Source organism: bacterium (assembly GCA_035371905.1).
Classification (GTDB): Bacteria; Ratteibacteria; UBA8468; order B48-G9; family JAFGKM01; genus JAMWDI01.
Map to the genome: position 1 here is coordinate 1 of DAORXQ010000043.1, position 14,484 is coordinate 14,484.

The 14,484-nt window shown below is 30.7% G+C and carries 15 protein-coding genes; 3 read left to right on the forward strand and 12 right to left on the reverse strand.

Annotated features, from left to right (window positions below):
* The 10 genes from PKV21_05755 to PKV21_05800 all read right to left on the reverse strand — a co-directional run.
* Positions 1-1,509: phosphoenolpyruvate carboxykinase domain-containing protein (locus PKV21_05755; protein ID HOM26993.1), on the reverse strand; the 1,509-nt coding region annotated here is incomplete at its 3' end.
* 78 nt (positions 1,510-1,587) lie between these two features.
* A complete protein-coding gene (locus PKV21_05760; GenBank protein HOM26994.1) occupies positions 1,588-2,499 on the reverse strand; it encodes a LysM peptidoglycan-binding domain-containing protein in 912 nt (303 codons plus the stop codon).
* Entirely contained in the window at positions 2,496-3,149 is a 654-nt protein-coding gene (gene pal, locus PKV21_05765; protein HOM26995.1) for a peptidoglycan-associated lipoprotein Pal, read from the reverse strand. The genes PKV21_05760 and pal overlap by 4 nt, the downstream gene beginning before the upstream one ends.
* Before the next feature lie 54 nt (positions 3,150-3,203).
* Complete coding sequence (locus PKV21_05770; GenBank protein ID HOM26996.1) at positions 3,204-3,854, reverse strand: ThuA domain-containing protein; 651 nt, start codon at positions 3,852-3,854, stop codon at positions 3,204-3,206.
* A 10-nt stretch (positions 3,855-3,864) separates the two neighbouring features.
* Complete coding sequence (locus tag PKV21_05775; GenBank protein HOM26997.1) at positions 3,865-5,019, reverse strand: amidohydrolase; 1,155 nt, start codon at positions 5,017-5,019, stop codon at positions 3,865-3,867.
* Between the two features lie 3 nt (positions 5,020-5,022).
* Positions 5,023-6,051, reverse strand: a complete 1,029-nt coding sequence (locus PKV21_05780; protein HOM26998.1) for a mechanosensitive ion channel family protein — start codon at positions 6,049-6,051, stop codon at positions 5,023-5,025.
* Positions 6,044-7,315, reverse strand: coding sequence for a serine--tRNA ligase (gene serS / locus PKV21_05785; protein ID HOM26999.1), 1,272 nt, complete (start codon positions 7,313-7,315; stop codon positions 6,044-6,046). Before serS ends, PKV21_05780 begins: the two co-directional genes overlap by 8 nt.
* The gene (locus tag PKV21_05790; GenBank protein ID HOM27000.1) at positions 7,316-7,579 is read right to left on the reverse strand and encodes a septum formation initiator family protein; all 264 of its coding nucleotides are present in this window, start codon (positions 7,577-7,579) and stop codon (positions 7,316-7,318) included.
* A complete protein-coding gene (gene eno / locus PKV21_05795) occupies positions 7,576-8,841 on the reverse strand; it encodes a phosphopyruvate hydratase (protein ID HOM27001.1) in 1,266 nt (421 codons plus the stop codon). Before eno ends, PKV21_05790 begins: the two co-directional genes overlap by 4 nt.
* A gap of 42 nt (positions 8,842-8,883) precedes the next feature.
* Entirely contained in the window at positions 8,884-9,543 is a 660-nt protein-coding gene (locus PKV21_05800) for an HAD family hydrolase (GenBank protein HOM27002.1), read from the reverse strand.
* Between the two features lie 81 nt (positions 9,544-9,624).
* Here PKV21_05800 and PKV21_05805 point away from each other — a divergent pair, with 81 nt between their 5' ends.
* The 3 genes from PKV21_05805 (at position 9,625) to PKV21_05815 (ending at position 11,350) form a co-directional block, all read left to right on the forward strand.
* Positions 9,625-10,020, forward strand: coding sequence for a hypothetical protein (locus tag PKV21_05805; protein ID HOM27003.1), 396 nt, complete (start codon positions 9,625-9,627; stop codon positions 10,018-10,020).
* A gap of 21 nt (positions 10,021-10,041) precedes the next feature.
* Positions 10,042-10,413: a hypothetical protein gene (locus PKV21_05810; protein HOM27004.1), complete on the forward strand. Its 372-nt coding sequence runs from the start codon at positions 10,042-10,044 to the stop codon at positions 10,411-10,413.
* Between the two features lie 76 nt (positions 10,414-10,489).
* The gene (locus PKV21_05815) at positions 10,490-11,350 is read left to right on the forward strand and encodes a CvpA family protein (GenBank protein ID HOM27005.1); all 861 of its coding nucleotides are present in this window, start codon (positions 10,490-10,492) and stop codon (positions 11,348-11,350) included.
* On the opposite strand, the gene gltA is transcribed toward PKV21_05815, so the two are convergent.
* Together gltA and nadB are read right to left on the reverse strand one after the other, a co-directional pair.
* Positions 11,347-12,732 carry an NADPH-dependent glutamate synthase gene (gene gltA, locus PKV21_05820; GenBank protein HOM27006.1) on the reverse strand — a complete coding sequence of 462 codons (1,386 nt, stop codon included), beginning with the start codon at positions 12,730-12,732 and terminating at the stop codon, positions 11,347-11,349. The genes PKV21_05815 and gltA overlap by 4 nt on opposite strands.
* Entirely contained in the window at positions 12,729-14,327 is a 1,599-nt protein-coding gene (nadB, locus tag PKV21_05825; GenBank protein ID HOM27007.1) for an L-aspartate oxidase, read from the reverse strand. The genes gltA and nadB overlap by 4 nt, the downstream gene beginning before the upstream one ends.
* Between the last annotated feature and the right edge of the window lie 157 nt (positions 14,328-14,484).

Here is a 14,484-nt window from a genome sequence, read left to right on the forward strand (position 1 = left end):
TAAAAAATAATTCACACCGAAAACTAAAGGTTTTTTATCAAGTTTTTCTCCAAATAAAAGATAATTTTTAATATATTGTCCAAGAGGAATTGAAACAAAATCCTGAATACTCATTATGTTTATTTCATATTTACCTTCCTGTCCTACTATTGCAAAAGTTGTTTCTGTTTCAAGTGCTACTCCATATGCAATTATTCCATGAGCCCAGTTAAAACTCTGCTGGACAGGAACATAACCTCTGTAATCCCTTCCACCAAAAATAATACCTCCAAGTTCAACACCTTCTGGATTTTCAAGTTCTTCATCACAGTTAGAAAGTGCCCTGAGAGAAATCGTATATCTTGCATTTTTATGGGATGGTAAAATCTCTTCTCCTTTTTCATCTTTTTTACCTTTATACCACTTGCCTGAGTAATTTATCCCTTCCTCTGGTAATTCACATCCCATATCAAGCCACCATGTTTTTCCATCTTTAACCAAAATATTGGAAAAAATTATTTCATTTGGAGAAGTTATTGTTCTGTATATCAAAGGGTCATCAACAGGATTAACACCCTGAATTATCCCGAAAATACCACATTCCACATTTACTGCTTTACATATCCCATCTATATTTCTCACATATGCAAGGTCATCAGATAAAATTTTTTCTCCCTCAAGCATGGCAGTTGATGTTTTACCACAGGCACTTGGAAAAACACCCGCAATATATGTCTTTCTTCCCCCAGGTCCATATACACCAATTATCATAAAATGTTCAGCAAGCCATCCTTCCTTATGTGCTTTTCTTATAGCAAGTCGTAAAGCAAGTTTTTTGAAACCAACTGAATTTCCAGCATACTGAGTATTCACACTGTACACTGTGTTTTCTGTGTAATCTATATAAATCCTTTTTTTATCATAATTTTTACTTGTCATATTTTCATCAAGTTCTCCTGCTGAATGAAGAGTAAAAAATATATCTGTATTTTCATCTATCTTACATATCTCTTTATATCCATGTCTATAAAGCAAATCAACAGAATGGGCAACATACCAACTATCAGTACATTCAACACAGGGTATTGTAAAAACTGAGTTTGCAGGTCCAAGAATAAGAAATCTGACAATCATTGTTTTACCTTTCATTGAACCTTTCAATAAATTCTTTACTTCATTAAGCCCTTTTTCTCTTTCTATCTGGTTTAATGCAGAACTCAATTTATCACCTTCTGGCACAAGGAATTTTGTGACTTCTCTATCCCTTCCCTGGTCATAATAACCATCAAAGTGAAAAGTATGTCCCGGTGTCAGTAAAGCAGCACTTTCTTCCTTGCTGACAATAGCCATATTTTTTATATGTGCTATCTCATCAGGTGTATCACTGCATATAAAAACATCATCAGGTTCACACAATAAAATGCTTTCACCTATAAAATTCAAAACTTTTTTACTTTTTATTTTTTTCAATTTTTCAAATTCTTCTTCCCTCAATGTCTTTTTAAAAATTTTGATATAATTCTCCTCCATTTATCCTCCCTTTTTCAAGATTTTTTATTTTTTAGGTTGGACTTTATTTTAACATAAATTTTTTAGAGTGTCAAAAATCTATGGAATTAAAAGTTTCTGTCCAGGATATACCACGTCTGACTTTAAGTTGTTTAATTTCTTTATTTCACTTACAGAAGTGTTATATTTTTTGGCAATCAAAGTCAGATATTCTCCTTTCTGAACTATATGATATTTTTCCTTTCCTGTCTTTAAAATTGATTTTACAATTGAAGAAGTTGATGCAGAAGTATTTCTTTCTGATAATTTTTCATTTTCTGAAATTTGTTTTTTTAATTGATATATTTCACTTTCATGCCTTGCAAATTCATCAAGAAAACTATTAACAACTTCATTAAATTTTTTATCCACAACATTAATTTTTTCTTCAATCTGGTCAATTTTTTTCGGCAAGTTCTGTAATGTTTCAACAATTTTTACCTGTGAATCTCTTAAACTAATTATATCTGTCTTAATATTTGTCTGTGTTTCTGAAAGATTCTGAGTAAGAGTTGAGATTTTTAAAGAAAAATCATTATATAAAAGTTTTACATTTTCTATATCTTTTTTTATCCATTCTATTTCTCTTTTAATTTCAAGGTTTTTTTCAATAAACTCATTATTCAACTTCTTTATTTTTTCACTATTTTCAAAATTGCTTTCATCTATTTTTCCTTTCATTACATTAATTTCATCTTTTATAGAATTCATTTCATTACTCAAAACCAAAATTCTATCGGAAACTTCATCTATGTTTTTCTTTATATTATCATCCTTTTGCTTATAATCATTTTCTATGTTATTAAATTTCTCGCTTATCTGCTTAACAGTCGCATAAAAATCATCTTCAAGATTACTTATTTTTTCTTTTACAGCATCAATATCATCTTTTGTCGCTATATCAGAACAGCCGGTAAAAAAGGAAATTATTAATAGTAAACTCAAAATTGGAAAAAGTATTTTTTTTCTCATCTTTTCACTTCTATTTTAAATTCACATCTTCTATTTTTTGCCCATGCTTCTTCATTATGTCCAGGGTCTGCAGGCATATCCTCTCCATAACTTACTGTATATAATCTTTTTGGAGAAACACCCATAATAACAAGAAATCTCCTTGCACTCAATGCTCTCTGTTCTCCAAGAACAAGATTATATTCTCTTGTCCCTCTTTCATCACAATGACCTTCTATCAAAATTTTTATATCAGGATTTTTTAATAAGTAATCTCCAATTTTTTTTAATATCTGTGCTGCATCTTCTCTTATACTATATTTATCAAAATCAAAATAAATATTTCGGAAAATCTCTTTTAATTCTGAATCCATTTCTTCTGGTTTTATAAATTTTGCCTCTGGTGGTATAGGTGTCACTGGAATTTCTCCCTCTTTAATTGCGGTCTTAACTTCTTCTGGTGTTGCTTTTCCATCATCTGGTTTTGTTGGTTTCGTTTCTTCTGCTGGTTTTGGTTCAATCTTTTCTTCCGGCTTTAAAATGCTCGTCAATTCTGGTTTTTCTTCTTTTTCCTTTTCTTCAAGGAATTCCTTTTTTATTTTTGTTGGACACATACATCCAAAAAAACTTACTGCTATTAACCCTGCTATTATAAACTTAATAAATTTCATCTTACGCCCCCATTTTTATTTTTTATTTTACACCTGTTTTTTTTTATGTCAAATTTATAAATCTCCAACAGCCCATATAAGTCCTCTCTTAACAATTTCTCTTGCTTCCGGAACCTCAAAATCACTTACCTGATGACCGAATGATGCATAAAAAACCCTTCCTTTCCCATATATTCTTTTCCATACAGCAGGCATAACTGTACCATCTATCCATGGAAATTCTATATTCCTGAAAGTAGTTGTTGCAAGAACTTCATTTGAAGGGTCTACATGCATATAATATTGCTCTGATTTAAGTTTAAAATCGCTTATACCTTTTACTATCGGGTCATCTTTTTTTACTATATTTATTTCATAATCAACTATTCCTCCTGGATGAGCAACCCATTGACCACCAACCATAAATTGATATCCTGTATTTTCTCTGAAAGCATCTCCCATCCCTCCATGCCAGCCAGCAATTCCAACACCTGAACTGACAGCATCAAGTAAACCTTTTGTCTGTTCCGATGTTATTTTTCCCATTGTCCATGTTATTACAATTAAATTTACTGAACCCATTTTTTGTTTATCAAGAAAAATATCAAGTGTATTGTAAACTTCAACATCATAACCTTCTCTTTTCATTATTTCAGCAAAAATTTCTGTTGTCTCTTTTGGCTGATGTCCCTCCCATCCGCCCCAGACAAAAATTACTTTTTTCATTTTTTTCCTCCTAAATTTTAAGTTTCAGAATTAAATTACTCAAATACTTAACTGTAAATGGTAAAACTCTCTCATCAAGATTGAATTTACTACTGTGATGCAAACCACTTTTTTTACCACTTCCAATAAAAATATATGTAGATGGGACTTTTTTTGAATAAAAAGCGAAGTCCTCTCCTCCCATTGATGGATGATACTTATAGAAAAACTTTGTGGATAGAATTTCTTTAGTTGTTTTCTTAATTATTTCAGTAAAGTCAGGGTCATTTTTTACAGCAGGTGAGTAAGATTCATAAGAAAAATCCATCTTACATTTAAATGAAGAGACAATTTTCTCACAAATATTTTTCATTTCATTTTTAATTTTTTTTCTTGTTTTTTCCGAAAATGTCCTTACAGTTCCTCCTATTTCAACTTTATCAGGAATTACATTAAATGCTTCTCCTCCTTTTATTTTACATACAGAAACTACACACGGCTGAAATGGACTTATTCTTCTACTTACAATTGTCTGTAAACTGCTTATCAGAAATGCAGAGCAAACAACCGGGTCATTTGTTGAATCAGGTGCACTTCCATGACCACCCTTCCCTTTAATTATTATCCTGAATCTATCCGTATTTGCCATAACTATTCCTTTCTCAATATAAATTTTATTAAGTGGAATATCGGATATAAAATGAAAACCAATAAGAAAATCTGTATTTTCTAAAACACCTTCTTTTATTAATTCACATGCACCTCCAGGTAGCTTTTCCTCACACGGCTGAAAAATAAGTTTTACATTATACTTTAAAAAATCCTTAAATTTATTCAGAATTATACCCACACCAAGAAGTGTTGCCACATGACCATCATGACCACAGGCATGCATTATGCCTTTATTTTTTGAAGAAAATTCAAGACCTGTTTGTTCTTCAATTGGTAAGGCATCCATATCCGCTCTTATTCCTATTGTCTTTGAAAAATTTTTATTTATATATCCAATAACTCCTGTCTTCCCTTTGACTTCATATTTTATACCTGTTTTTTTTAAAACCTCCTTTATTTTCTCAGAAGTTCTGTACTCTTCAAATCCAAGTTCAGGGTACATATGAAAGTCCCTTCTCCAGTTAATTATATCCGCTTTAATCCTTTCTACTACATTATCCACTTCTTTAATCATTTTTTACTCCCTTCTTACAAAAAGCAATTCAATTTTTTCTTCTTCAAATTTATTCTTTATTTCTTCAATAATTTTATCAACAACATTAAGTTCTTTTTTATAATCAAGAATATTGAAACTTAACAGAAAAACTGCTTGAGAAGTCGCAAATTCAGTAAGATAAACCTCGCTAGTATCTTTTTCAAAAAAATTATTTTTCTTAACTATTTCCATAAATAAATCTTTTATCTTTTCCTTATCTTTTAAATTCTGAATACCTACTTTCAATCTTATTTTAATTTTTGAATCTGGAAATCCAAAATTAACAATTCTTGTTTTTGCTATTTCAGAATTAGAAATAATAATTACATTATTTTCAGGTGATAAAATTTTTGTCCTCTTCATTCCAATTTCTATAACTTCTCCAATCTCTCCTGTTGCAAGTTTAATTCTATCTCCTATTTTAAAGGGTTTGTCAATTATAATAAAAAAACCTGAAATCATATTTGAAAGTGTATCCTGAGCAGCAAAAGCAATAGCAAAAGAGGCAATTCCTGCCGCTCCAAGAATACTTGTTATTGGCTGATTGAATTTATTCAGAATTATTGTAATGCCTATAAAAAATATTATTATTCTTGAAACCCTTTTGAATAATGACATAAATTCTTCATCCACTTTTGTTTTTGTTCTCTCTGCAACCTTTTCAAGATACCACTCAACAAATCCATCAACTATTCCGCTTATTATAAAAGTAACTGAAAGGACAATAAAAGAATAGATAATTTTTGGAAGATTCAAAAGAAGTTTTTGAAGAGGTAAATTTTCTGTTTTTATAAGAAGGGATGTTCTTTCCCATAAAATACTTAATCCAGAAAAAAATACAAAAAAGACAACCCCCTTTCCTGTCCTTTTCAAAATTTTTAAATCAAGTTCTCTTCCCTTTGAAACTCTTATCAAAAAATATTCCCAGAACCACTTAACAATAAGACAGATTACGATTATTATTGCAAAGTAAATAATTGTTAGAAGATTGTTTCTTAATGCTTCATTCATTTAGAGTTAACCTATCCATTTTCATATAATCTCTTAAAACTTCAGGGATAATCACTTCTCCATTTTCTGTCTGATAATTTTCAATTATTCCTATTATGGTTCTCGGTAAAGCAACTCCTGAACCATTAAGAGTGTGAACATAATCTGTTTTACCATCTTTCTTTCTGTACTTAATATTTGCCCTTCTTGCCTGAAAACTTTCAAAATTAGAACAAGAAGAAACTTCAAGATATTTTCCAACACCTGGACACCATACTTCAATATCATAACATTTACTTCCAGCAAAACTCAACTCCCCAGTACATAAAAGAACAACCCTGTAAGGAAGATTTAATGCCTGAAGAACTTTTTCCGCTTCATTTAAAAGTGATTCAAGTTCATCATAAGAATTCTCTGGCTTTACAAATTTAACAAGTTCAACTTTGTCAAATTGATGAACCCTTATAAGACCTTTTGTTTCTTTTCCATATGCTCCTGCTTCTCTTCTGAAACATGGGGTATATGCAACATAATAAATCGGCAAATCTTCCTCTTTTAAAACCTCATCCTTATGCAGATTTGTCACAGGAACTTCTGCTGTCGGGATTAAAAAGAAATCATCTCTTTCAAGGTAATACATATCATCTTCAAGTTTTGGCAATTGTCCTGTATTGAATAAACTATCTCTGTTAACAAGAGAAGGAACCCAGACCTCTTTAAAACCGTTTTTTGTATGCAAATCAATCATAAAATTTATCAATGCCCTGACAAGAAGAGCACCTTTGCCTTTAAAGACAGGAAAGAAACTTCCTGTAATTTTTGCACCTCTTGGAAAATCTAAAATACCAAGTTTTTCACCTATTTCCCAGTGGGGAAGAACATTAAATTTCTTCTCCTTTATTTCTCCCCATTCTCTCACAATAACATTATCTTTTTCACTTTTTCCAACAGGAACAGAAGGATGTGGAATATTTGGGATAAAAGAGATTATTTTTTCAATTTCTTTTTCAATTTCACTTAATCTTTTTTCTGTTTCCTTTATTTCATCAGAATATTTTTTTGCCTGATTTATCAAAAAAGAAACTGCATCTTTATCTTCTTTACTTCTTGAAATTTTTTCTGTTAAGTCCTTCTGCCACTTCTTTCTTTCCTCAACAAACATTATCAACCTTCTTCTCTCATTATCAAGTTCTTCAAATCTTTCCCAGTCAACTTTCTGGTTTTTCAATTCTGCCACTTTTTTTAACAGTTCTATATTTTCTCTTACAAATTTAAAAGGATACATTTATTCTCCTGTTTTTATTATAAGTTCACCTTCTTTTATCATTCCGTATTCCTCTCTCAATATCTTTTCAATATAAAAGGGGTCATTTTTTATTTTTTCTATCTTCTCCTGAAGGTTTTTATTTTCTCTTTCAAGGTTTGCAATTTCATTTTTATAAAATCTGTATGTTTGATATGAAGAAATTAATGTTTTTAACCTTATTCCACAGCAGATTGTAAAAAAAACTGTAAAAATTAAAAACCAGTTCTTCCTTATTTTCCTCATTTTTCTTTAATTATTTCACCGTAATATTTGCATGTATTTCCAAAATTCTCTTCTATTCTCAAAAGTTGATTATATTTACACAATCTTTCAGACCTGCTCAATGAACCACTTTTAATCTGCCCTGCATTTGTTCCAACTGTAAGGTCTGCTATAAAAGTATCCTCTGTTTCACCAGACCTGTGAGATATTATTGTTCTGTATCCTGCCCTCTTTGCCATTTCAATTGTCTCAAGTGTCTCTGTGAGTGTTCCTATCTGATTAACTTTTATTAAAATTGCATTTGCTATTTTCTGTCTAATCCCCTCTTTGAAAATTTTAGGATTTGTGACAAATATATCATCTCCAACAAGTTGAATTTTATTTCCGAGTTTTTCTGTCAATTTTTTCCATCCTTCCCAGTCATTTTCTGCAAGTCCATCTTCAATAGAATAAACAGGATATTTTGATACAATTTTTTCATAGAAATCAATTAACTCATCAGAACTTATTTTTTTCCCTTCAAATTGATAAAGGCCTTCCTCATATAAAGAAGAAGCAGCAGTATCAAGAGCAATATAAATCTCTTCTCCCGGTGTATAACCTGCTTTTTCAATTGCCTGTATTATAAGTTGTATTGCTTCTTCATTTTTATTTAAATTTGGAGCAAAACCTCCTTCATCACCAACTGAAGTTACATATCCCTTATCCTTTAATATCTTTTTTAAATACTGGAATACCTCTGCAACCATTCTATATCCATCACTAAAACTTTTTGCTCCAATTGGTGCTATCATAAATTCCTGAATGTCAAGGTTATTGTCTGCATGTAATCCACCATTTATAACATTACACATTGGCACAGGCATTACATTTGCATAAACTCCTCCAATATAGAAATATAATGGGACATCCAGAACATTTGCAGCAGCGCGGGAAACAGCCAAACTCACACCAAGAATAGCATTTGCTCCTAAACGGGATTTATTTTCAGTTCCATCAAGTTCAATCATTTTATAATCAATACCTCTCTGGTCAAAAACACTTTCACCTTCAATTTCAGGACCTATAATTTCATTTACATTTTTTATCGCATTTTTTACTCCTTTCCCGAGAAATTCTTTATCTCCATCTCTCAATTCAAGTGCTTCTCTTTCTCCTGTTGAAGCCCCTGAAGGGACTGCTGCTCTTCCTGTTGTTCCGTCTTCAAGCATAACTTCTACCTCTACTGTTGGATTTCCCCTTGAATCAAGAATCTGTCTTCCATAAACACTTAATATTTCCATTTTTACCTCCTATTTTCATTTCATTATTTTAGTATTATATTCTCAAATCAAAATGTTTTCAATTAAAAATTTTTTAAGTTGTATCAGGTCTTCAAAAATTAAAGGATTTTTATATTCCAAAAAATCTTCTTTTCTGCAGGAACCGGTGAGAACTATAAATGTATCAACACCTGCATTTTTCCCTGTTTCATAATCAATATCCATATCTCCAACATAAAAAGTTTCTTCCTTTTTAAAACCTGTCTTTTCCAGAATTTTCAAAATTATTTCAGGATGCGGTTTTGGATTTTCAACATCATCAGCACATAGTATAATATCAAAAAAATTTTTAATTCCACTTTCTTTCAATAAAAAATCTAAACAGAAATTTGACCTGTTTGTAGCAACAGCAATTTTTAATTTTTTTTCTTTAAGTTGGCTTAAAATTTCAATACAGCCCCTCATTAATTTAACATTACCCTTCAAAAAATTTAAATAATATTCTCTGTAAAGTTTATGAGCAACTTCAATTTTATCCTTATCAAAAAGATTACATATTAATTTCAAATCTCCTCCACCGACTGCTCTTTTCACTCTTTCATAATCAAATTTTTCACAATTGATTTTTTCACAAATAAAATCTATTGTTTTATAAATTGAATCATATGCGTCTATCAAAGTACCATCAAGGTCAAAAATTGCAATTTTCTTTTTATAACCCATTTTTTCCTCTAAAAAAGTTTTACTATAATATACTAAACCTTTTTTATTTTCAAATGTCTAAAATAAAAAAGGAGGAAAAAAATGAAGAAACTTTTTGTACTACTTCTTTCAATAAATCTTATAATTTCATTTACTCTCAATGCACAGAATAGAAAACCAGATTTATCTAAATCAAAAGAAAAAATTGAAAAATTATTGAAGGAAAATTTCATTTTAAAAGAAAAACTTAAAGAATTTCTTGACACACAGAAAAGAATAAAAGAAATTGAAAGAGAAGAAATAGAAAAAGACCCTGAACTTAAAAATTTACATATACAGATAATGAACTTAAGAATTCAATTGATGCAAAATCTTCAGGAGATACAAAAGGACAATGAAAAATATCAGAGATTGAAAAAAAGAAAGGAAGAAATTTATGAAAAAATGAAAAAAGAAAAGGAAGAAAGAAAAAAAGAAATAGAAGAAAGAAAAAATTGAAACGAAAGGAGGTGAAAAAATATGAAAAGATTTATTATTCCTATGCTTATAAGTGTTTTCTTCATAGGGCTTTTATATAATGGATACTCACAGGAAAGAAGAGAAAAACAGGGTGGAGATCAATTCCAGAGAGAAAGAAGAGAAGGACCTTTGGGAGAAGCATTTGAAATTCAGAGAAAGATTAAAGAAATAGAAATCCAGACAATCCAGAATGACCCTGAATTGAAAAAAATGCAAGAACAGATTAGTTCTCTTCAGAAACAACTGAATGAAAAACTTCAGCAGAAACTTTCAACAAATCAGGAATATCAGGAATTGAAGAAAAAACAGGAAGAGATGAGAAAACAGTGGGAGGAAAGAAGAAGAGAAAGAGAGGGAGAAAAGAAGCAATAATTTATTTTAAAGGGACTACCTTTTAAGTAGAGGTAGTCCCTTTTTATTTTTTTTTATTTTATGCTATTATTTACTTATGACTGGAATTGATTTTATTGTTTTGGTTATTTTTGGAAGCGGTGTCTTAACAGGAATTTTAAGAGGTTTTATTGGTGGAATTATAGATATTGTTGGAATTATAAGTGGAGTTTCTCTTGCTTCAATTGCATATAAAGCACCTGTTAATTTATTCAGGAGATTTAATATTATAGGAACTCCTGTTGATATACTTTTTTTTCATTTATTTTCATTTTTGTTTATCCTTTCGGTAATAGTCGGGATTGAAGTTCTGAGAAAAAAAATCTATGTAAAACATATAGTTGATAGAATTTTCGGATTTTTTACAGGAATAATTGAAGGTATGTTTTTTGCTGGCTTTCTTTTAAATATTATGAGTGCTTCACCAAATGCTGCCAAAGAAATAGACCACTCAAAATTTCCAAAATACATAACAAGATTTATTCCTGGAATTTATTTAAAAAATGACAGAATGGGAATAACTTTACCAAAATTAATTGCTTTGCCAAAAAATTACCAGGATGAGTTTGATAGAGAAAAACTGTCAATTACCTTTCAAAAAGTAAATTTTTATAAAATGAAAGGAACATGTATAAAGTGTGGAGGTGAGGTTGAATTTTCGGGATACTTTTTAAAAGCAGGAACAAGTGTAATACCTAAATTTACATGTAAAATTTGTGGAAGAACATCTGATGGATGTCAGACATTTGAAATCTTTCATTTTCTGTACAATGAATGTCCTGTTGAACTTGCAAGAAAAGGAATGAAATTTGACTGTGGTAATTTTCCAAATAGAGAACTGGTCATGCCAAAAACAGAATGTCCAGTGGATAAAAATCAACTTCAAATCTGGGAATGGCAACCACCTGTAAAATATTAAGAAATTTCTCTAAGATATTCAATTATACTTCTTGCTGCCTTTTTTCCCATGCCCATTGCACTTATTACAGTCGCCGCTCCTGTTGCAATATCTCCACCTGCATAAATACCTTTTATATTTGTTTCACATGTATCAGGATTTACTATTATATTTCCATGTTTACCTGTTTTTAAATAGGGATAGGTCTGTGTAATCAAAGGACTTGGAGATTGTCCTATTGCAACAACAACTGTATCAAAGGATAAAATTTCCTCACTTCCAGCAATAGGGACAGGTTTTCTTCTTCCACTTTCATCTGGCTCTCCTAGTTTATTATGGATTACTTTTATACCATTAACATAACCATTCTCATCTCCTATTATCTCAAGTGGTTGAACAAGGAAAACAAATTTTATACCCTCTTCCACTGCATTTTCATACTCTTCCTTTCTTGCAGGCATTTCCTTTTCTGTCCTTCTGTATAAAACAACCACTTCCTTTGCACCAAGCCTTAAAGCACTTCTTGCTGAATCCATTGCTACATTTCCTCCGCCAATAACTGCAACTTTTTCACCAATTGAAACAGGTGTATCATATTCAGGAAACAAATATCCTTTCATTAAATTTACTCTTGTTAAAAATTCATTTGCAGAATAAACTCTCAACAGGTTTTCTCCTGGAATTCCAAGAAAATTAGGTAACCCCGCACCTGTCCCAATAAAAATTGCTTTATATCCCATTTCAAACAATTCATCTATTGTAAGTGTCTTTCCAATTATTACATTTGTCTTTATTTCCACTCCCATTGTCAAAAGTTGATTAATTTCTTTCTCAACAATTTTTTTTGGAAGACGAAATTCCGGAATTCCGTAGATTAAAACTCCTCCTGGCTTATGTAATCCCTCAAAAATAGTAACCTTAATTCCACACCTTGCAAGTTCAGAAGCACATGTTAATCCCGCTGGTCCAGAACCAACAACAGCAACTTTTTTATCAATCAATTTTGTATCAGATATTATCTGACATTTCAAAGAAACTTTTGAATTGTCAGCAGCAAATCTTTCAAGTTTACCGATGGCAACTGGCTCAAATTTTTTACCAAGAGTGCAGAGTTGTTCGCATTGTGTCTCCTGAGGGCATACTCTTCCACAAATTGCAGGTAATAGATTTTTTTCATAAATAATCTCAAGTGCTTTCTGAAAATCCCCTTCTTTAATTTCTTTTATAAATCTTGGAATATCTATTTCAACAGGACACCCTTTAATACACGGTGCTTTTTTACACTGTAAACATCTACTTGCTTCTTCAACTGCCTGTTTTTCATCAAAACCAAAAGCAACTTCATTAAAATTTCTAATTCTTTCCTCAACCGGTTGTTTTTTATCCTTCATTCTCTCTTTCATTTTATCTCAACTCCTTTTTTACTTATAATTATATGTTTTTTCCAGTTTTTATCATCCATTGAAGGATAATCCCTTCTATAATGAGTTCCTCTTGATTCTTTTCTAATAAGTGCTGACTCTGTCATTAAACTTGCAACAATCAACATATTTAAACTTTCAAATCCACTTCTATCATAAAATTCCTTCAAAAAAGCGTATTTCTGCCACTCTTTTAAATTCCCCAGTGCATATTTCAGTGATTCCTCATCCCTTTCTATTCCTACATTTCTCCACATCAAACTCCTTATAGACCTTTTTAAATCCTCCTTATCTATTAAAACATCTGCTTTTTTCGGAAAATTATATTTTAAATCTGCACTGAACAATTTAAAATTTTCTTCTTTTAATTTAATTGCAACCCTCTTACCAAAAACAATACATTCTAAGAGTGAATTGCTTGCAAGACGATTTGCTCCATGAACACCTGTAAAAGCACATTCTCCACAGGCAAAAAGATTTGAAATATTTGTTCTTCCCCATAAATCTGTTTTTATTCCACCTATGAAAAAATGAGCAGAGGGTCTTACAGGAATTAAATCTTTACTTGGTTCAATTCCATATGTTTTACAGAAATTATAAATCTGTGGAAATCTGCTTCTAATATATTCTTTTTTTAAATGAGTTAAATCAAGATATACACAGTTTGAATTTGTTTTTTTCATCTGGTCAATAATCGCTCTTGAAACAACATCTCTTGGAGCAAGTTCACCTGAAGGGTGATAATCAAACATAAATCTTTCTCTAAAAATATTCCTTAAAATACCGCCTTCTCCTCTGACACTTTCTGAAATTAAAAATCTTGGTGCTCCTGCCATATAAAAGGTTGTTGGATGAAACTGGTAAAATTCAAGGTCTGTAAGTTCAACATTTCTTCTATATGCAACTGCAATACCATCACCTGTTATGTAAAGAGGATTTGTTGTTTCCTGAAAAATCATTCCTGCTCCACCTGTTGACAGGACATATGCCTTTGCCTGAATTAAAGTAATTTTATTCCTGTTTTCATCAAGGACAATAGCACCTGTAATTTTATCTTCAACTGAAATTAAATCAATGAGAAAGGAATTTGATAAAATTTTAATATTGGGAAATTTTTTTATAAGATTGGAGAAAAAAACAGTTATACTTTTACCAGTTGCATCACCATTTGAATGAAGAATCCTGTTTCTTGAATGTCCACCCTCTTTTGTAAAATGAAATTTACCATCTTCTTTATCAAACTCAAATCCAAGTTCTATTATCTCTTTAATTCTTTCAATTCCTTCATTAACAAGTATATCAACTGCCTTTTCATCATTTAAATAATAGCCTGTTTTTAAAGTATCCTCTTTGTGAAACTGTGGACTGTCTGATTCATTTATTGCAACAGCAATTCCACCCTGAGCATTATAACTACATGACTCTGTCATTCCGTTTTTAAAAAGAATAAGGGTATTGAAATTCCTTAATTCATAGGCAACAAAAAGTCCACTTAATCCCCCTCCTATAACTAAAAAATCAACCTCAATCTTTTCAAGACCTTTGGTATTAAAAGAAATCAAATATTCAGGTATCATTTTTTCTCTCTAAATGAATTAAATTTTATCACAATTCAGAATAAAAACTCAAATTATCGAATTGCCTCATTAAAAATCTAAGCGAAAATGATTCGTTGCCTTATTAAAAAAATCCAATTGAAATTATACCTCACCTCCGGGAAAATAAGAAGAAAAA